We start from the raw sequence: 17,573 nt of genomic DNA on the forward strand, positions 1-17,573 counted from the left end.
AAGCCTATGTGTAAGGGCCGCCGGGCTTGGCCCAGAGGCGGACGGTGGAGGCCAGCTGGACGCGTACGCCGGTACGCATCTCCAGGAATTCGCGCCGGGGCTCGTCGCCGAGGCGGGACCAGGGGAATCCGGTCGCGTGGACGCCGATCGCCCGGAACTGGTCGAGGGCCTCGGGCCACCGCTTGCGCAGCATCAGCATCTGGGCCAGGACATTGCGCACCTCGGCGGGCTCGCGGTCGCCGGCGGGGTGCCAGGCGGACAGCTCCTGGGCGCCGGCGATGGCGGTGTCCACGTAGGTGTCCGCCTCCCGGCCGCCGGCCAGCAGGTATTCGTACGCGGCCACCAGCGGCAGGCCCAGCACGAGGGAGCCGGGCAGGACGCTGTCGGCGGCGTCGGCGGCGAACGCCAGGTACTCCTTGGGGCGGGACGCGTCGTGCGCGCGCAGGAAGCGCAGGGCGCTGACATGGCAGCCGAAGTGATGCGGGGAGCGGGACTGGACCTGGGCCCAGAGGCCGTCGAAGTCCTCGCGCTGCGCGCGCAGGCCGCGTGCGCGGGTGATGGCGATGCGCCAGGGGACGGGGTCGGCGGGAGCCGCGTCGGCGGCGGCGCGGACCAGGGGGCCGGCTTCGCGCAGCAGAGCGGTGCGATGGCCGGGGCCGGAGGCCAGCCAGGCGCCGCGGACGGCGGACTCGGCGCGCAGCAGGGCAAGGTCGGGGCTGGCGGGATCGGCGTCCTGCCAGCTCTCCAGCCAGTCCGAGCCGTCGGTCAGGTGCTGCTGGGCGAGCCAGCCCACGTAGCGGTCGCGGGTCTCCCACCAGGCGGTGTCGCGGGTCCAGGCCAGCAGTTCGGCGACCGGCTTGAAGTCACCGGCGGGCAGGCAGGAGGCGGCCGAGGCGAGCCGGTCGTCGGGCGCGTCGAGGAGCACCGCGTCATCGGGCGGCAGATCGGCACCGATGTGCGGTGTGTGCCGCAGCATGCGCGACGCGGCGACCAGGGAGCGTAGGACAGGCATGATGGGCTCATTGAACGGCCATTTATCGATCTGTCGCCTGTGCTTTCGGTGAAGATTCGATATCTGTACGCAATTGTCTGTGGTCAGTGGCCGGTTATGAGCGGTCGGCCCGGTTGCCGTCCGGGTTTGTCAGCCGCGCCGCAGCAGCCGTGAGGCGCCCGCCGCGACCGTGGTGGCCAGGATCCAGCCCAGCATCGTGAGCACGGCCGCCACCCACTGCACATAGCCGGTGAGCCGCCAGGCGTTGTCCTGCCCCAGGTTGATGACCGGCAGGAGCAGGTCGAGTGCGAAGAGCCGCGGTTCCCAGTGCGGATAGGCGCCGGAGTCCGTCGGCGGGGGTTCGGTGTTGTGCGGGTAGTGGAAGGTGAAGAAGACCGCGCCGACCGCCCACAGCAGCGCCATCCACACCGCCGCGCGGCCGGGCCGGTAGCCGTAGCCGACCATGATCTCCTGCAGGTAGCCCCACAGCTTGCCTGCCACCGGCAGCGTCTCGCGGCGCCGCCGCTGCTTGGCGAGCAGCACCTCGCGGGCGTCGGAGTCCTCGCCGCTCACGCGCAGCGCGGCCGCCAGGTGCTCGTACGGCTCCGGGCTGTACTCGGGGGTCGCCGCCGCGAGCCACGCGATGCGCTCGCGCAGCGGGAACGGCCCCTCGGGGCTCAGCGAGCCGTAGGTGAAGCCGGTCAGGTCCACGCCCGCCGCCTCCGGCCAGCATGCGCGCGTGTCGGTGAGGTTGCCGACCCGGGCCCCGGCCAGCGAGATCAGCCCGCTGGGCGGCTCCTCCAGGGTGAGCCGCAGCTCGGGGGTCTGGACGCGGCGCAGGGACAGCTGCTGGTTGCCGGTGAGCCGGAAGCGCGCCTGGTTGATGATCACCGCGTTGCCGAACCGGCCGTCGTCCAGCCGCAGTCCGCCCTCGCAGGTGAAATGCCGCGTGCGCACGCCCATCGGCGGGGTCCCGCTGTTGCTGCCCGAGCCGACATAGCCCGCGCTCAGGTAGAGGGTGTGCTCGACCTGGACCCGGGCGGCGTTGAGCGCGTAGCGCCCGTACGGATTGTGCAGGACGCTGCCGCGCAGGCTCAGCCGGCCGCCGATGCGCGCGCTGCGCAGGCTGATCTCGCCGGTGGCCTCTATCAGCTCGGCCTCGACGTCCTGGGCGACGTTCAGCCCGTCGGCGGCGATCGCGCGGCCGTGCCGGTCGCGGCGGACGGTGAGCTGGTTGAGGAGGAGATCGGTGCCGATGTGGGCGTCGGTGAGCCGGATGCCGCCCTCGACGGTGCACTGCGGCAGGTGCAGGTCGCCGGTGGTGTGCAGGCGGGCGGCCTCCAGGCGCGGGATGGCGCAGTGCACGAGCCGTACGGTGGTGAACTGGCACTCCGAGAGCATCACGACCTGCTCGAAGCGGCAGTCCCGCAGCTCGACGTACGGCACCACGTTGCCGCCGGACAGCTGCAGTTCCCCGCTGATCTGCGCGCCCGACAGCTTGACGCACGACACCCGGCCGGGCACGGCCGACGGCCCGTCCAGCAGCAGACGGGCGATGACCTCGGCGCGCACGGTCCGGTCCGCGCCCCAGAAGCGGTCGGCGGCGGGATCGTCCCGCTCGGGGATGCCGGTGCGCAGGTCGCACCACTCGCCACGGCGGAAGGCCTCCCAGAGGTCCTGCTCCACCGGCGTCCAGTCCTGCGGCGGCTCTTCGGTCACCGGGGTTCCCTCCCGTGGCTCACAGCGGCGACGGAAACGCTATCGGCAATGATCATCCGATGGGGGCCGTATGGCTGTATGGCTGTATCAGGGACTGATACTCCGAGCAGCCCGTCAGTGGCTTTCTCTACACTTGGGAGGGTGATCTCCCGAATCGATCTGCGCGGCTCCGCCTTTCCCGAGGGCGGGATCGACCGCGACCTGCTGCCCCGTGCCGACTTCGACGTCGAGGCCGCCCTTGAGAAGGTGCGCCCGATCTGCGAGGACGTGAAGCATCGCGGAACGGCGGCGCTGATCCACTACGCGGAGAAGTTCGACGGAGTCGTCATCGACCGGGTCCGGGTGTCCGCCGAGGCGCTGAAGCGAGCCCTGGCGGAGCTGGACCCGAAGGTGCGCGCCGCGCTGGAGGAGTCGATCCGGCGCGCCCGGATCGTGCACCGCGAGCAGCGCCGCACCGACCACACCACGCAGGTGGTGCCGGGCGGCACGGTCACCGAGCGCTGGGTGCCGGTCGACCGCGTCGGGCTGTACGTGCCCGGCGGTCGGTCGGTCTACCCGTCGTCCGTGATCATGAACGTGGTGCCCGCGCAGGAGGCGGGGGTCGGCTCGATGGCCGTGGCCTCGCCCGCACAGGCCGAGTTCGGCGGACTGCCGCACCCGACGATCCTCGCCGCGTGCGAGCTGCTCGGCATCGACGAGGTGTACGCGGCCGGTGGCGCCACCGCCGTCGCGATGTTCGCGTACGGCACCGAGGAGTGCCGCCCGGCGACCATGGTCACCGGGCCCGGCAACATCTACGTGGCCGCCGCCAAGCGCCTGCTCAAGGGCCGGATCGGCATCGACGCCGAGGCCGGGCCGACCGAGATCGCGATCCTGGCCGACGCCACCGCCGACCCGGTGCACGTCGCCGCCGACCTGATCAGCCAGGCCGAGCACGACCCGCTGGCCGCCGCCGTGCTCGTCACGGACTCCCTCGACCTGGCCGAGGCGGTCGAGAAGGAGCTCGCGGTCCAGGTCGCGGCCAGCAAGCACGTCGAGGACCGGATCGCCCCCGCGCTGGCCGGCCGCCAGTCCGGCATCGTCCTGGTCGACGGCATCGACCAGGGGCTCGCGGTCGTGGACGCGTACGCCGCCGAGCACCTGGAGATCCAGACCGAGAACGCTGCCGCCGTCGCGGCCCGCGTGCGCAACGCCGGTGCGATCTTCGTCGGCGCCTTCGCCCCCGTCTCACTGGGCGACTACGCCGCCGGCTCCAACCACGTACTGCCCACCGGCGGCTGCGCCTGCCACTCCTCCGGGCTGTCCGTGCAGTCCTTCCTGCGCGGCATCCACGTCGTGGACTACACCCGCGAGGCGCTCGCCGAGGTCGCCGCGACCGTGGTCACCCTCGCCGACGCCGAGGACCTCCCTGCACACGGGGCCGCTGTCAGGGCCCGATTCGATTGGACGGTACCGGGTTCGTGACCGGCATTGACGACCTCCCCATCCGGGACGAACTGCGCGGCCAGTCCCCGTACGGCGCCCCCCAGCTCGACGTCCCCGTACGCCTGAACACCAACGAGAACCCGTACCCGCTGCCCGAGGCCCTCGTCGAGCGCATCGCGGAGCGCGTGCGCGAGGCGGCCCGGGACCTCAACCGCTACCCGGACCGGGACGCGGTCGAGCTGCGCACCGGGCTCGCGCAATACCTCACGCGCACCGCCGGGCACGAAGTCGGCATGGCCAACGTTTGGGCGGCGAACGGCTCCAACGAGGTCATCCAGCAGCTGCTGCAGACCTTCGGCGGCCCCGGCCGTACCGCGATCGGCTTCGAGCCCTCGTACTCGATGCACGGGCTGATCTCGCGCGGCACCGGCACGGCGTGGCTTTCCGGCCCGCGCAACGAGGACTTCACGATCGACGTGACCGCCGCCGCGCGAGCCATCGCCGAGCACAGGCCGCACGTGGTCTTCATCACCTCCCCGAACAACCCCACCGGCACGGCGGTAGAGGCCGAGACCGTCCTCGCGCTGTACGAGGCCGCGCAGGCCGCCCGCCCCTCCCTGGTCGTGGTGGACGAGGCGTACGGCGAGTTCAGCCACCGCCCCTCCCTGCTGCCGCTGATCGAGGGCCGCCCCAACCTGGTGGTCAGCCGCACCATGTCCAAGGCCTTCGGCGCGGCCGGGCTGCGCCTGGGCTACCTCGCCGCCGACCCGGCGGTCGTGGACGCCGTGCAGCTCGTACGCCTGCCGTACCACCTGTCCGCCGTCACGCAGGCCACCGCGCTCGCCGCGCTGGAGCACACCGATACCCTGCTCGGGTACGTCGAACAGCTGAAGGCCGAGCGGGACCGCCTGGTCGACGAGCTGCGCGCGATCGGCTACGAGGTCACCGACTCCGACGCCAACTTCGTCCAGTTCGGCCGCTTCGAGGACAGCCACGCCGCCTGGCAGGCGATCCTCGACCACGGCGTCCTGGTCCGTGACAACGGCGTACCGGGCTGGCTGCGGGTCACCGCGGGCACCCCGGCCGAGAACGACGCGTTCCTGGAAGCGGCACGCGCGCTGTTCAAAGAGCACAGCATGAAGGAGAGCTAGGCACCATGACCCGCGTAGGCCGCGTGGAACGCACCACCAAGGAGACCTCGGTCCTCGTCGAGATCGATCTCGACGGCACCGGCCGGACCGACATCTCGACCGGCGTCGGCTTCTACGACCACATGCTCGACCAGCTCGGCCGCCACGGCCTCTTCGACCTCACCGTCAAGACCGAGGGCGACCTGCACATCGACTCCCACCACACCATCGAGGACTCCGCCCTCGCCCTCGGCGCCGCCTTCAAGCAGGCGCTGGGCGACAAGGTGGGCATCTACCGCTTCGGCAACTGCACCGTCCCGCTGGACGAGTCCCTCGCGCAGGTGACCGTCGACCTGTCCGGCCGCCCCTACCTGGTGCACACCGAGCCGGAGAAGATGGCGCCGATGATCGGCGAGTACGACACCACGATGACCCGGCACATCCTGGAGTCCTTCGTCGCGCAGGCGCAGATCGCGCTGCACGTCCACGTCCCGTACGGGCGCAACGCCCACCACATCGTGGAGTGCCAGTTCAAGGCGCTCGCGCGCGCGCTGCGTTACGCCAGCGAACGCGACCCGCGCGCGGCGGGAATCCTGCCCTCGACCAAGGGCGCCCTGTGATGAACAAGGCATCGACGCTCTACATCCTGCTGGGGCTCTTCCTCGCCGGCGGGGTCTACTCCTTCTGGAAGCAGAAGCTCCCGAAGGGTGTCATCGTGCTGCTCGGCATCGGCTCCGCCATGTCGCTGGCCGCCGGTCTCCTACGCCTCTAGGCCTGTAACGGAAGGACGGAAGGGCTGTCATGACCAAGAACGTGGTCGTCCTCGACTACGGCTTCGGCAACGTCCGCTCCGCCGAGCGCGCCCTGGCCCGGGCCGGGGCCGAGGTCGAGATCACCGCCGACTTCGACAAGGCCATGAACGCCGACGGGCTCCTGGTCCCCGGCGTCGGTGCCTTCGCCGCCTGCATGGCGGGCCTGAAGTCCGTACGCGGCGAGTGGATCATCGGCCGGCGCCTCGCCGGCGGACGCCCCGTGATGGGCATCTGCGTCGGTATGCAGATCCTCTTCGCGCGCGGCGTCGAGCACGGCGTCGAGACCGACGGCTGCGACGAGTGGCCCGGCACCGTGGAGCCGCTGCGCGCGCCGATCGTCCCGCACATGGGCTGGAACACGGTGAAGGCCCCCGAGGACACCCGGCTCTTCGCGGGGCTGGACCCGGACGAGCGCTACTACTTCGTGCACTCCTACGCGGTCCGCGAATGGGAGCTGGAGGTGACCAACGCCAACATCCGGTCGCCGAAGGTCACCTGGGCCACCCATGGCGAGCCCTTCGTCGCCGCCGTGGAGAACGGCCCCCTGTGGGCCACCCAGTTCCACCCCGAGAAGTCCGGCGACGCCGGCTCCCAGCTGCTGACCAACTGGCTCGACACCCTTTAGACCCTTTAGGACGCCCCGACCCATGAGCACGAACCGCCTCGAACTCCTCCCCGCCGTCGACGTCCGCGACGGCCAGGCCGTCCGCCTCGTCCACGGCGAGTCCGGCTCCGAGACGTCCTACGGCGACCCGCTGGCCGCCGCCCTCGCCTGGCAGCAGTCCGGCGCCGAGTGGCTGCACCTGGTGGACCTCGACGCCGCCTTCGGCACCGGCGACAACCGCGCGCAGATCGCCGAGGTCGCCCGCTCCATGGACATCAAGGTCGAGCTGTCCGGCGGCATCCGCGACGACGACACCCTCGCCGCCGCCCTCGCCACCGGCTGCACCCGGGTCAACCTCGGCACCGCCGCCCTGGAGACCCCCGAGTGGGTCGCCAAGGTCATCGCCCAGCACGGCGACCGCATCGCGGTCGGCCTGGACGTACGCGGCACGACCCTGCGCGGCCGCGGCTGGACCCGCGACGGCGGCGACCTCTACGAGACGCTGGCGCGGCTCGACAGCGAGGGCTGCGCCCGTTACGTCGTCACCGACATCGCCAAGGACGGCACGCTGCAGGGCCCCAACCTGGAGCTGCTGAAGAACGTCTGCGCGGCCACCGACAAGCCGGTTGTCGCATCCGGCGGCGTTTCCTCCCTTGACGACCTGCGTGCGATTGCGACCCTTGTTCCGGAGGGTGTCGAAGGCGCCATCGTCGGCAAGGCTCTCTACGCCAAGGCGTTCACCTTGGAAGAGGCGTTGGAGGCCGTATCACGATGACTGAAACCCCCGCCGCAGCCGCAGCCGCAGTACAGCGCGTGCAGAGCGACAGCCCCTGGGAGGAGACCATGGGCTTCGCCCGGGCCGTCGCGGCCGGGGACCGGGTCCTCGTCGGCGGCACCATGCCGCTCGTCGGCGGAGCGGTGCGCGGCGAGGGCAGCCCGTACGACCAGGCCCTGCTGGCCTTCGGCAACGCGCTCGCCGCGCTGGAGAAGCTCGGCCTCGGGCCCGAGAGCGTCATCCGCACCCGCATGTACCTCAGCCACGCCCGGGACGCGGAGGACGTCGGCCGCGCCCACAAGGAGCTGTTCGGCGCCGTACGCCCGGCCGGGACCATCGTCGTGGTGGCCGGCTTCGTCGACTCGCGCGTCCTGGTCGAGGTCGAAGTAGAAGCATTCCGAGGAGCCCCCGAATGACCCTCGCGGTCCGAGTCATCCCCTGCCTCGACGTGGACAACGGCCGTGTCGTCAAGGGCGTCAACTTCCAGAACCTCCGCGACGCCGGCGACCCGGTCGAGATGGCCAAGCTCTACGACGCCGAAGGCGCGGACGAGCTGACCTTCCTGGACATCACCGCGTCCTCGGGCGACCGCGAGACCACGTACGACGTGGTGCGCCGCACCGCCGAGCAGGTCTTCATCCCGCTGACGGTAGGCGGCGGCGTCCGGTCGGCGGACGACGTCGACAAGCTGCTGCGGGCCGGCGCCGACAAGGTCGGCGTCAACACCGCCGCCATCGCCCGCCCCGAGCTGATCAGCGAGATCGCCGAGCGCTTCGGCAGCCAGGTGCTGGTCCTGTCGGTCGACGCCCGCCGCACCGAGAGCGGGTCGTTCGAGGTCACCACACACGGCGGACGCCGGGGCACCGGCATCGACGCCGTCGAGTGGGCCCACCGCGCGGCAGAACTCGGCGCCGGTGAGATCCTGCTCAACTCCATGGACGCCGACGGCACCAAGGACGGCTACGACACCGAGATGATCGCCGCCGTGCGGGCGCACGTCACCGTCCCCGTCATCGCCAGCGGCGGGGCCGGCAAGCTCGGCGACTTCGCCCCGGCGGTCGCGGCGGGCGCCGACGCCGTGCTGGCGGCCTCCGTCTTCCACTTCGGCGACCTGCGCATCGGCGAGGTCAAGGGCGCACTGCGCGAGGCGGGTCACCCGGTGCGGTGACCGCTGCGCGGGAAGCGTAGGGAAACCTCTGTGACGGTCGGGGCGTCCCCGCCGCTACGTTGACGGCCATGACGGTGACCACGGGGGAGGCGGCGCCCCGGCTGGGCGTGCTGCGCATACCGGCATTCCGGTGGTTCTTCGCCGGGCAGTTCGCCTCGTCCTTCGGCGACTGCCTGGTCGGCCCGGCGCTGGCCTTCGCGGTGCTGGACCTCACCGGCTCGGCGGGGGACCTCGGGCTGGTGCTGGCCGCGCGCACGGTGCCGGTCGTGGCGTTCATGCTGCTCGGCGGCGTGCTCGCGGACCGGCTGCCGAAGCACCGGGTGATGCTGGGCGCGGACCTGGTGCGGGTGGCCGGGCAGGGCGGCTGCGCGGGGCTGCTGATCACCGGGCACGCCCACATCTGGCAACTCATGGCCCTCCAGGCCGTCAACGGCGCCGCGAGCGCGATGTTCACCCCCGCCGTGTCCGGGCTGATCCAGCAGACCGTGCCCACGGACCACAGGCAGGCCGCCAACGCCCTGCACACCGCCTCCCGTTCCGTCTCGATGGTCGCGGGGCCGCTCGTGTCGGCCCTGCTCGTCATCTCCGTCGGGTCCGGCTGGGCGCTCGCCGCCGACGCCGCGACCTTCGCCGTCAGCGCGGCCTGCCTGGCCCGGCTGCGGCTGCCCGCCGGGACCGGGACACCGGTGGGCAGCCGCATCGTGGCCGATCTGCGGGACGGCTGGCGGGAGTTCCGGTCACGTACGTGGGTGTGGAGCCTGATCCTCATGTCCTCGCTGACGAACATGTGCGCCGCGGTCCTGTCCGTACTCGGCCCCCTGGTCAGCGCCCGCGACTTCGGCGGCGCGGGCGCCTGGGGCGCGATCATGGCGACCCTCGGAGCGGGCGCGGTGACCGGCGGCCTGCTGACCGTCTGGATCCGCCCGCGCCGCCCGCTCCGGCTCGCGGTGCTCGTCGCCACGCTGTGCACGACACCCATGCTGGTGATGTCACAGGCCTCTTCTCCCGTGCCCGTCGCGATCGCGGCCTTCTTCAGCGGCGTCGGATTGATGATCTTCAACCCCCTCTGGGAGACCGTCCTCCAGCGCGAGATCCCCGCCTCCTCCCTCTCCAAGGTCAGCGCCTACGAATGGCTCGGCTCCTACGCCGCCACCCCGGTCGGCCAGGCCCTGGCCGGTCCCGTCGCCCTTCAACTGGGCGTCCGCCGGACCCTGTTGTACGTCGGGCTGGGCTACGTCGCCATCAGCCTCGCGCCGCTGGCCGTACGGGACGTACGGGGCTACGGGAGCTGACCGGGGAAGCGCCGGGTCGCGACCAGGACCGCGAGGTCGGGGGCCAGGGGGATTTCCAGCGTGCGCAGGGCGGGGTGGGTCAGCCAGTGCAGCCTGGCCTCGTCGGGGCGGCCCTCGTGGAGCGGGGGCCAGGTGTCGGCGGGCGTGAAGTCGTCCACGACCAGCACCCCGCCCGGCAGCAGCAGCCGCTCGGGGTCGGCCGGGAGCCCGTCGCCCTCGCCCTGGCCCCCGCCGTCGAGCACCAGCAGGTCGTACGGGCCGTGCTCGGCGATCGCCGTCCGGTCGCCGCGTAGGACGGTGATGTCCGGGCGCCCCTGGAACACCTGCGCGGCGGCCGCCGCCCGCACCGGGTCCCGCTCGACGCTCACCGCGACAGCCCCGGGCTGCCGCATGCCCGAGGCCAGCCATGCCAGGCCGACCCCGCAGCCCGTGCCGGTCTCCCCGATGCGGGTGGCGCCGGCGAGGAGAGGAAGAGACAGGAAAGGGAAGTTGCGCAAAATCTATTGCGCAACTTCCCTTTCCTATCTATCGTCGTGGACATGGCCAACGATGAGACCCGGTGGATCACCGACGTGAAGGCGCTCAAGGTGTTCACCCACCCCCTGCGCATCAAGCTCTACCGGGCGCTCCACACCGCCCGTAAGGCAACCGCCTCCCAACTTGCCGAACAGGTCGACGAAGCCGTGTCGCTGGTGAGCTACCACCTGCGCAAGCTCGCCGAGCACGGCTTCATCGTCGAGGCTCCCGGCGAGAGCTCGGACGGGCGGGAGCGGTGGTGGCAGCCGTCCTCGGAGCGCGGCTTCAGCGTGCGCAGCTCGGACTTCGCAGGGCAGCCGGAGGGCGCGGCGGTGATGAGCGAGATGAACCGCCAAGTGCTGGCGACCCGGTACGAGCGCTACTCGCGCTACCTCGACCAGCACGGCGCATGGCCGCAGGCGTGGGAGGACGTGGCGTTCAGCTCCGAGTACATGGTCCGCCTGACCTCGGAGGAGATGCGGCAACTGGCCGATGAGATGGCGGCTTTGGCCCGCCGCTGGCAGGACCGTGGCCGCGCGGCCGACGAGGCGGGCGACGCCGAGGGCCGCGAGCACGTGGCCTTGCACCTGTACGGATTCCCTTTCCGCGACTGACCTGTGAAGACCTTGAAGAAGGAGGACGCCGCGATGCTGGCGACCCGGATACCCACGAACACCGTCACAGCCACCACCAAGCACGCGCACCGGGACGGCAACGTCCTGCGCTGGCTGGCCGCGTTCGCCGCCTCGCTGATCGGCGACAGCGTCTACTTCCTCGCCCTGTCGTGGGCGGCCGCCCGCAGCGGGAGCGCCGCGCAGGCGGGTCTCGTGCTGGCCGTCGGGTCGGTGCCGAGGGCGGCGTTAATGCTCGGCGGGGGAGTGATCGCGGACCGCTTCGGGCCGCGCAAGGTGGTGATCGGCAGCGACGCGACGCGCTGCGTCGTGATCCTGGCCATGGCAGGGCTGCTGGCGGTCACCACGCCCGGACTGTGGGCCCTGGTGGCGGTGGCTCTGGTCTTCGGCGCGGTGGACGCGCTGTTCATGCCCGCTGTGAGCGCCCTTCCGCCACGCATCACTGGCCCGGACCAGTTGGCCCGCGTCCAGGGGATGAAGGGGCTGGCCGTGAGGGTCGCCACGGTCGCAGGGGCGCCGCTGGGCGGACTGGCGATGGCTGTCGGCGGCGAGGCCGGCGCCTTCGCGGTGGCGGGCGCGCTGTTCGCGGTGTCCCTGGGGCTGCTGGTGGCGGTGCGGGTCGGGCCGCTGCCCGGTGACGACCGTACGCGGCCGGGGAGGCCGGCCTGGCGCGACCTGGTGGACGGCATCCGGTACATCCGGCGGAACCGCGTGCTCGCCTCCCTCGTGATCGTCGGGGCGGTGGGCGAGCTGGGGCTGACCGGTCCGCTGAACATCGGCGTCACCCTGCTGTCCGACGAGCGCGGCTGGGGAGCGGCCGGGCTCGGCTGGATCATCGGCGGCTTCGGGGCCGGCGCGGGCGCCGCCTCGCTGCTGCTGACCGTACGCGGCCGGGTGCCGCGCGCCGGGCTCGTCCTGGCCTGCTGCAGCGCGCTGGGCGCGGTCGCGGCCGGTGCGATGGCCTACGTGCCGTCGCTGCCACTGGCCGTCGGGGCGGGCGTGGTGATCGGTCTGCTGGCAGGGCTGGGCGGCGCCCTGGTGGGCGCGCTGCTCCAGGCCACGTCGGACTCCGCGTACCTGGGCAGGGTCGGCTCGGTGATGACCCTCTTCACCGTCGGCATCGCACCGCTGAGCTACCCGCTGATGGGCGCCGGGATCGCCGCCTGGGGGCTGGAGCCCGTCTTCACGGTGAGCGCCGCCGTGTCGGTGCTCGCGGGCGCGTACGGGCTGGCGTCCCCGGCGCTCAGGCGCGCCGAGCTGCCGCGCTAGTGCGGTGACGTTCGCGCCGCGAGGACGGCGGAAGGCTAGATCCCGAGCTGCTTCGCCTCGTACAGCTTCGTGATCGAGGCCTTGTCCCCCTCGGTCTCCACCCGCGAGGCCTCCGTACGGCCGAAGGCGAACATGACCAGCTCGGCAGGCTCCCCGGTGACCGTGACCACCGGGGTGCCGCGGTGCAGGACCGCGGTCTGGCCGTCGGGGCGGCGCAGGACGACGCCGACGGGGGCCTTGCGGCCGAGGAGGCGGGCACTGCGCTCCAGCCGGGACCAGAGCGTGTCAGCGAAGACCGGGTCGATCTCGCGGGGCGTCCAGTCGGGCTGGGCACGGCGTACGTCCTCGGAGTGGACGAAGAACTCGACCGTGTTCGCCGCCTCGTCGATCTGCTTGAGGGCGAAGGGGGACAGCCGCGGCGGGCCGGTGCGGATGAGCTGGATCAGCTCCTCGTACGGCTTGACGGCGAACTCCTTGCGCACGCGCTCCAGGCGGGGCGCGAGCTGCGGGATCAGCTGGCCCGCGGACGCGTCGGCGCGGCGCTCGCGGACCACGACATGCGCGGCCAGATCGTTGGTGGTCCAGCCCTCGCAGAGGGTGGGGGCCTCGGGTCCGACACTTTCCAGCAGGTCGGCGAGGAGCAGACGTTCACGCTGTGCATGAGTCGACATACCGTCAAGCGTACGTCTCCGGCCGCCGGACACGCCCTGACACCCCTACGGCAGGGCCTTGGTGAGCTGCTTGCCGTCCACCGTGTTGCTGAGGGTGAGGGAGCAGGAGATGGTGTCCTTGTTCTGGATCTGGTACGTCGCCAGCGACGGGTAGATGGCGTAGTAGTAATAGGTCCTGCCGTCGGGCGAGATCTTGGCGAGCCGGGCCTTGGCGTCCTTCTCGCAGAGCTTGAGGACCTTGGTCTGCAGCTCGGCCTCGGTGGTGAAGCTGCCGGTGAGAGTCTCGTTGGCGATCACCTCGCCGTCGTGCGGAGTGCTGCACGAACGGGTCGTGACGACCTTGACGTGGCTGTTCAGGCCGGGGTGGTCGAAGCACTTGCCGGGGGCGAGGACGACGAACGGGACCAGGCTGTCGGTCGGGTCCGAGCTTGCGCCGGTCGCGGAGGACGAGGGGTCGTCGGAGGGCGTCGGCGCGGAAGTCGACCCGGACGCGGTCGGGCTGCCGCTGCCGGACGCCGTCGTCGTCGTGTCGTCGTCGTTGCCGCCCAGGACCACCACGGCGGCGCCGACCAGGACGGCGACCAGGATCACCGCGCCGATCACGATCGCGGCGATCTTCCCGCCGTTGCCACCGCTCGGCGGCGGGGGCGGCTGCGGCGGGTAGCCGCCGGGGCCGCCGCCGTAGCCCCCGTAGCCGCCCCCGCCCGGCGGCGGGTAGCCGCCCTGGCCGCCCTGGCCCTGGTCGGGGTAGCCGTAGCCGCCGCCCTGGCCCTGGTCGGGATAGCCGTAACCGCCGCCGCCCTGCGGCGGGGGCGGCGGTCCGAAGCCCTGCGGTGGTCCGTAGCCGTAGCCGCCGCCCTGGCCGGGCTGGGGCTGATCGGGCTGTGGCGGCGGAGGAAAACTCATGAACGAAGCATGCCCCATACGGGTGACGTCAGCTTCACTCGGATACGAACTCGTGACAGGGGTGACCACTTGCTGACGACAGGTCAGGCGAGTTGTGCCCTATGCGCCTTATACGGCTTTTCCGGTTGGTGGGCTGACGGCGGCAGAATGGACCCATGAACTCCCCGCTCGACCCCGCCGTCGCCGCCCGCCTCAAGCGCAACCCCGACGGCCTCGTGCCCGCCATCGCCCAGCAGTACGACACCGGCGAAGTTCTCATGCTCGGCTGGATGGACGACGAGGCGCTCCGCCGCACCCTCACCACCGGCCGCTGCACCTACTGGAGCCGCAGCCGCCAGGAGTACTGGGTCAAGGGCGACACCTCCGGCCACGTCCAGCACGTCAAGGCCGTGGCCCTGGACTGCGACGGCGACACCCTTCTCGTCAAGGTCGACCAGGTCGGCGCGGCCTGCCACACCGGCGACCGCACCTGCTTCGACGCGGATCCGCTGCCGCTGAGCTGACCCACTAGGCTGCCGCCATGACCAGGGGCACTGCCAGGGGCACTGTTACGCCGGACCTCGATACGTTTCGGAAGCTCGCGATGGACCGCCGGGTGATCCCGGTGAGCCGGCGGCTGCTCGCGGACGGGGACACGCCGGTCGGGCTGTACCGGAAGCTGGCCGGGGAGCGCGCGGGGACGTTTCTGCTGGAGTCGGCGGAGAACGGGAAGTCGTGGGCGCGGTATTCCTTCGTGGGCGTACGCAGCGACGCGACGCTGACGGAGCGGGACGGGCAGGCGCACTGGATCGGGACGCCGCCGGTGGGGGTGCCGGAGCACGGGGATCCGCTGGCCGCGCTGCGGGCGACCGTGGAGACCCTGCACACCCCGCGGGACCTGCATGACGACGCCGGGCTGCCGCCGTTCACCGGCGGGATGGTCGGCTACCTCGGCTACGACATCGTGCGCCGTCTGGAGCGGATCGGCGACCACGCACAGGACGATCTGCACCTGCCCGAGCTGACGATGCTGCTGACCTCGGACCTGGCCGTGCTGGACCACTGGGACGGCTCGGTGCTGTTGATCGCGAACGCGATCAACCACAACGACCTGGACACCGGCATCGACGAGGCGTACGCGGACGCCGTGGCCCGCCTGGACGCCATGGCGGCGGATCTGGCGCGGCCGATCGACTCGGGGGCGGTGGAGCTGCCGCCGTCGGAGCTGCCGGAGGAGATCGAGTCCCGCTCGGGCGGGGCGGTGTACCAGGCGGCGGTGGAGACGGCGAAGGAGTACATCCGGGCGGGGGACGCGTTCCAGATCGTTCCGTCGCAGCGCTTCGAGACGCCGTGCCCGGCGAGCGCGCTGGACGTGTACCGGGTGTTGCGCGCGACTAACCCGTCGCCCTACATGTACCTGTTCCGCTTCGACGGCTTCGATGTGGTGGGCTCCAGCCCGGAGGCCCTGGTCAAGGTCGAGGACGGCCGCGCGATGGTGCACCCGATCGCGGGAACGCGGCACCGCGGGGCGACCCCGCAGGAGGACCAGGCGCTGGCCGAGGAACTGCTCGCGGACCCCAAGGAGCGGGCCGAGCACCTGATGCTGGTGGACCTGGGCCGCAACGACCTGGGCCGGGTGTGCGAGCCGGGCAGCGTGGAGGTCGTCGACTTCATGTCGGTCGAGCGCTACAGCCACGTCATGCACATCGTCTCGACGGTGACGGGGACCCTGGGCGCGGGCCGCACGGCCTTCGACGTACTGACCGCGTGCTTCCCGGCCGGGACGCTGTCCGGCGCGCCCAAGCCGCGCGCGATGCAGATCATCGACGAGCTGGAGCCGACCAGGCGCGGCCTGTACGGCGGCTGCGTGGGCTATCTGGACTTCGCCGGGGACTCCGACACGGCCATCGCCATCCGTACGGCGCTGCTGCGCGACGGCACGGCGTACGTGCAGGCGGGAGCGGGGGTCGTCGCCGACTCCGACCCGGTCGCGGAGGACACCGAGTGCCGGAACAAGGCGGCGGCGGTGCTGCGCGCGGTGGCGACCGCGAACGCGCTGCGGCGATAGGCGATAGTGGTGGAGTGACTGCCGTGACCCAGCCCCGTACTGACGAAGCCCCCGTACCGCCCGCTGCCCGGGGCGGTGGCGGTGGCGGTGGAGCGCGCCGGAGCGTCACCGCCGCGCTGCTGCTCGGCGCGGCGGGCGCCACGATCGTGCTGCTCGCCAAAGGCCGGATCTGGATGAACGGCACCGTCGACATCGGCGCCGGCGGGATCCGGTCGGTGAGCGCCACCGGGCAGCAGGTGGGCGGGCTGCCGGGGTCGCTGGCACTGGTGGCGATGGCGGCGTTCGTCGCGGTGTTCGCGGTGCGCGGCGCGGGCCGGGTGGCCCTGGCGGGGCTGTTGGCGCTGTGCGGCGCGGGCACGGTCGCCGCGGCGCTGTCCTCGCTCGACGACCCCTCCGCGATGAACGCGGCGGCCGCCACGGCCACCGCCCTGGTCCATGCCACCGTCAGCGAGCACACCACCACCGCCTGGCCGCTGCTCTCCGCCGCGGGCGGGGCCCTGCTGCTCGCGGCCGGGATCATCGCTCTCGTACGCGGCCGGGCCTGGCCGGCCATGTCCAGCCGGTACGACCGCGAGGGGGCCGAACCCGGCATGCGCAGGCAGCGCAAGCCGGTCGTGGACCCCGACCGGCCGGAGGACCTGTGGAAGGCGCTGGACCGGGGCGAGGACCCCACCGAAGCCGGCTGACGCGCCGGGTGACCCCCCTGCGCGGCACAGTGCGTGAGCAGGGGACAATGATGCCGACCTTCTGAACCTCAGAACCTGTAGAACGACTTGGGAGCACTCATGGCGGGCAACAGCCACGGACACACCCCTGCCGCCTGGACCGGCGTGACCATCGCCTTCATCGGCTTCTGCATCGCCGGTGCCTTCGTCGTCCTGGCAGAGCCGCTCGGCATGTTCGCCGGGCTCATCGTGGCCGGCCTGGGCGGCATCGTCGGCATGGCCATGCGCGCGGCGGGCCTCGGCAAGGACACCAAGGCGTCCGCGCACGGCTGACCGGACTCGTTCCGACCGGACTTTCGTTCACGCGAACGGCGTGGCCTCGCGGCTGCGCCGTTCGCCGTTTCCGGGGGAGAATCTGCCCGTGAGGCCCAAGACAACCGCCGCCACACGCGCGGCACCGCTCGCCACGCCCCTCGCCGTCCTCGGCGGGGTGGCCGCCGCCTTCGCCTATGTCGCGACCGTGGACCCGAACACCCCCGGGCACTACCCGGTGTGCCCGCTGCTGCACTACACCGGGATCTACTGCCCCGGCTGCGGCGGCCTGCGCAGTGCGTACGCCGTCGCGCACGGCGACCTCGGCGCGGCGTTCGGGTTCAACGCGCTGGCCGTCGCCGGCTATGCCGCCTTCGCCGTCTTCTGGGTCGTCTGGTTCTCCCGTACGGTCCGCGGGCGGCCCTTCACGGTGGGCCTGAAACCCGCCTATGTGTGGGGTGTCGCGGCGGTTGTGATCGCTTTCACGATTGTCCGGAACCTGCCGTTCGGAGCGGCCCTGGCACCGTAGGTATGTCCACGTAGTGGGCTTATGCCCTGCCGGATGCGGGTCCTCCGCTCGCCGCCGGTTACCATCGCATTGCTGGTGGAACACCTATTTCACTGGCCTGATCATTTCGC

Annotated in this window: 21 protein-coding genes; 16 read left to right on the top strand and 5 right to left on the bottom strand. The window is 72.0% G+C overall.

Annotated features, from left to right (window positions below; translation table 11 throughout):
- Window positions 1–4: 4 nt before the first annotated feature.
- Complete coding sequence (locus OG607_RS35065; protein ID WP_405732134.1) at window positions 5–1,012, bottom strand: hypothetical protein; 1,008 nt, start codon at window positions 1,010–1,012, stop codon at window positions 5–7.
- 129 nt (window positions 1,013–1,141) lie between these two features.
- Entirely contained in the window at window positions 1,142–2,710 is a 1,569-nt protein-coding gene (locus OG607_RS35070) for an oxidoreductase (protein ID WP_405732137.1), read from the bottom strand.
- Between the two features lie 141 nt (window positions 2,711–2,851).
- Here OG607_RS35070 and hisD point away from each other — a divergent pair, with 141 nt between their 5' ends.
- The 9 genes from hisD (at window position 2,852) to OG607_RS35115 (ending at window position 9,916) form a co-directional block, all read left to right on the top strand.
- A complete protein-coding gene (gene hisD / locus OG607_RS35075; RefSeq protein WP_405732140.1) occupies window positions 2,852–4,174 on the top strand; it encodes a histidinol dehydrogenase in 1,323 nt (440 codons plus the stop codon).
- Window positions 4,171–5,286, top strand: a complete 1,116-nt coding sequence (locus OG607_RS35080) for a histidinol-phosphate transaminase (RefSeq protein WP_405732143.1) — start codon at window positions 4,171–4,173, stop codon at window positions 5,284–5,286. Before hisD ends, OG607_RS35080 begins: the two co-directional genes overlap by 4 nt.
- Window positions 5,287–5,291: 5 nt before the next feature.
- Entirely contained in the window at window positions 5,292–5,885 is a 594-nt protein-coding gene (hisB, locus tag OG607_RS35085; RefSeq protein ID WP_329319227.1) for an imidazoleglycerol-phosphate dehydratase HisB, read from the top strand.
- Window positions 5,885–6,037 (top strand): hypothetical protein, encoded by a 153-nt coding sequence (locus tag OG607_RS35090; protein WP_329319228.1) that lies wholly within the window; start codon window positions 5,885–5,887, stop codon window positions 6,035–6,037. Before hisB ends, OG607_RS35090 begins: the two co-directional genes overlap by 1 nt.
- A 29-nt stretch (window positions 6,038–6,066) precedes the next feature.
- Window positions 6,067–6,702 (top strand): imidazole glycerol phosphate synthase subunit HisH, encoded by a 636-nt coding sequence (gene hisH, locus OG607_RS35095; protein WP_405732148.1) that lies wholly within the window; start codon window positions 6,067–6,069, stop codon window positions 6,700–6,702.
- Between the two features lie 22 nt (window positions 6,703–6,724).
- The gene (gene priA, locus OG607_RS35100) at window positions 6,725–7,456 is read left to right on the top strand and encodes a bifunctional 1-(5-phosphoribosyl)-5-((5-phosphoribosylamino)methylideneamino)imidazole-4-carboxamide isomerase/phosphoribosylanthranilate isomerase PriA (RefSeq protein ID WP_405732150.1); all 732 of its coding nucleotides are present in this window, start codon (window positions 6,725–6,727) and stop codon (window positions 7,454–7,456) included.
- On the top strand, window positions 7,453–7,872 hold the full coding sequence (locus tag OG607_RS35105) for a RidA family protein (protein ID WP_405732153.1): 420 nt from the start codon (window positions 7,453–7,455) through the stop codon (window positions 7,870–7,872). Before priA ends, OG607_RS35105 begins: the two co-directional genes overlap by 4 nt.
- Window positions 7,869–8,624 (top strand): imidazole glycerol phosphate synthase subunit HisF, encoded by a 756-nt coding sequence (hisF, locus tag OG607_RS35110; protein WP_405732156.1) that lies wholly within the window; start codon window positions 7,869–7,871, stop codon window positions 8,622–8,624. Before OG607_RS35105 ends, hisF begins: the two co-directional genes overlap by 4 nt.
- Window positions 8,625–8,692: 68 nt before the next feature.
- The gene (locus OG607_RS35115; RefSeq protein ID WP_405732159.1) at window positions 8,693–9,916 is read left to right on the top strand and encodes an MFS transporter; all 1,224 of its coding nucleotides are present in this window, start codon (window positions 8,693–8,695) and stop codon (window positions 9,914–9,916) included.
- Here OG607_RS35115 and OG607_RS35120 read toward each other — a convergent pair.
- The gene (locus tag OG607_RS35120; RefSeq protein ID WP_405732162.1) at window positions 9,904–10,413 is read right to left on the bottom strand and encodes an O-methyltransferase; all 510 of its coding nucleotides are present in this window, start codon (window positions 10,411–10,413) and stop codon (window positions 9,904–9,906) included. The genes OG607_RS35115 and OG607_RS35120 overlap by 13 nt on opposite strands.
- A gap of 42 nt (window positions 10,414–10,455) precedes the next feature.
- On the opposite strand from OG607_RS35120, the gene OG607_RS35125 reads away from it, so the two are divergent.
- Window positions 10,456–11,046: a winged helix-turn-helix domain-containing protein gene (locus tag OG607_RS35125; protein WP_405732164.1), complete on the top strand. Its 591-nt coding sequence runs from the start codon at window positions 10,456–10,458 to the stop codon at window positions 11,044–11,046.
- 33 nt (window positions 11,047–11,079) lie between these two features.
- Window positions 11,080–12,333 (top strand): MFS transporter, encoded by a 1,254-nt coding sequence (locus OG607_RS35130; protein ID WP_405737251.1) that lies wholly within the window; start codon window positions 11,080–11,082, stop codon window positions 12,331–12,333.
- A 35-nt stretch (window positions 12,334–12,368) separates the two neighbouring features.
- Here the strand turns inward: OG607_RS35130 and OG607_RS35135 are convergent, their stop codons facing one another.
- Complete coding sequence (locus tag OG607_RS35135) at window positions 12,369–13,004, bottom strand: TIGR03085 family metal-binding protein (RefSeq protein WP_405732167.1); 636 nt, start codon at window positions 13,002–13,004, stop codon at window positions 12,369–12,371.
- 45 nt (window positions 13,005–13,049) lie between these two features.
- Window positions 13,050–13,910, bottom strand: a complete 861-nt coding sequence (locus OG607_RS35140) for a hypothetical protein (protein ID WP_405732169.1) — start codon at window positions 13,908–13,910, stop codon at window positions 13,050–13,052.
- 155 nt (window positions 13,911–14,065) lie between these two features.
- Here OG607_RS35140 and hisI point away from each other — a divergent pair, with 155 nt between their 5' ends.
- The 5 genes from hisI to OG607_RS35165 all read left to right on the top strand — a co-directional run bounded on the left by hisI (window position 14,066) and on the right by OG607_RS35165 (window position 17,463).
- Complete coding sequence (hisI, locus tag OG607_RS35145) at window positions 14,066–14,413, top strand: phosphoribosyl-AMP cyclohydrolase (protein WP_405732172.1); 348 nt, start codon at window positions 14,066–14,068, stop codon at window positions 14,411–14,413.
- Between the two features lie 17 nt (window positions 14,414–14,430).
- Window positions 14,431–15,957 carry an anthranilate synthase component I gene (locus OG607_RS35150; RefSeq protein ID WP_329319243.1) on the top strand — a complete coding sequence of 509 codons (1,527 nt, stop codon included), beginning with the start codon at window positions 14,431–14,433 and terminating at the stop codon, window positions 15,955–15,957.
- A 14-nt stretch (window positions 15,958–15,971) separates the two neighbouring features.
- Window positions 15,972–16,643: a TIGR02234 family membrane protein gene (locus OG607_RS35155; RefSeq protein ID WP_405732175.1), complete on the top strand. Its 672-nt coding sequence runs from the start codon at window positions 15,972–15,974 to the stop codon at window positions 16,641–16,643.
- Window positions 16,644–16,742: 99 nt separating this feature from the next.
- Window positions 16,743–16,955: an HGxxPAAW family protein gene (locus tag OG607_RS35160; RefSeq protein WP_405732178.1), complete on the top strand. Its 213-nt coding sequence runs from the start codon at window positions 16,743–16,745 to the stop codon at window positions 16,953–16,955.
- 88 nt (window positions 16,956–17,043) lie between these two features.
- Window positions 17,044–17,463 (top strand): DUF2752 domain-containing protein, encoded by a 420-nt coding sequence (locus OG607_RS35165; protein WP_405732181.1) that lies wholly within the window; start codon window positions 17,044–17,046, stop codon window positions 17,461–17,463.
- The last annotated feature ends 110 nt before the right edge of the window (window positions 17,464–17,573 follow it).

Origin of the sequence: Streptomyces sp. NBC_01537 (assembly GCF_045040445.1) — a bacterium.
Lineage (GTDB): Bacteria > Actinomycetota > Actinomycetes > Streptomycetales > Streptomycetaceae > Actinacidiphila.

Coding starts and splice junctions, on each gene's coding strand:
- OG607_RS35125 (WP_405732164.1), top strand. CDS start 10,456: ATGGCCAACGATGAGACCCGGTGGATCACCGACGTGAAGGCGCTCAAG.
- hisB (WP_329319227.1), top strand. CDS start 5,292: ATGACCCGCGTAGGCCGCGTGGAACGCACCACCAAGGAGACCTCGGTC.
- OG607_RS35140 (WP_405732169.1), bottom strand. CDS start 13,910: ATGAGTTTTCCTCCGCCGCCACAGCCCGATCAGCCCCAGCCCGGCCAG.
- OG607_RS35130 (WP_405737251.1), top strand. CDS start 11,080: ATGCTGGCGACCCGGATACCCACGAACACCGTCACAGCCACCACCAAG.
- OG607_RS35150 (WP_329319243.1), top strand. CDS start 14,431: ATGACCAGGGGCACTGCCAGGGGCACTGTTACGCCGGACCTCGATACG.
- OG607_RS35115 (WP_405732159.1), top strand. CDS start 8,693: ATGACGGTGACCACGGGGGAGGCGGCGCCCCGGCTGGGCGTGCTGCGC.
- hisH (WP_405732148.1), top strand. CDS start 6,067: ATGACCAAGAACGTGGTCGTCCTCGACTACGGCTTCGGCAACGTCCGC.
- OG607_RS35065 (WP_405732134.1), bottom strand. CDS start 1,012: ATGCCTGTCCTACGCTCCCTGGTCGCCGCGTCGCGCATGCTGCGGCAC.
- hisI (WP_405732172.1), top strand. CDS start 14,066: ATGAACTCCCCGCTCGACCCCGCCGTCGCCGCCCGCCTCAAGCGCAAC.
- priA (WP_405732150.1), top strand. CDS start 6,725: ATGAGCACGAACCGCCTCGAACTCCTCCCCGCCGTCGACGTCCGCGAC.
- OG607_RS35105 (WP_405732153.1), top strand. CDS start 7,453: ATGACTGAAACCCCCGCCGCAGCCGCAGCCGCAGTACAGCGCGTGCAG.
- OG607_RS35135 (WP_405732167.1), bottom strand. CDS start 13,004: ATGTCGACTCATGCACAGCGTGAACGTCTGCTCCTCGCCGACCTGCTG.
- hisF (WP_405732156.1), top strand. CDS start 7,869: ATGACCCTCGCGGTCCGAGTCATCCCCTGCCTCGACGTGGACAACGGC.
- OG607_RS35090 (WP_329319228.1), top strand. CDS start 5,885: ATGAACAAGGCATCGACGCTCTACATCCTGCTGGGGCTCTTCCTCGCC.
- OG607_RS35160 (WP_405732178.1), top strand. CDS start 16,743: ATGGCGGGCAACAGCCACGGACACACCCCTGCCGCCTGGACCGGCGTG.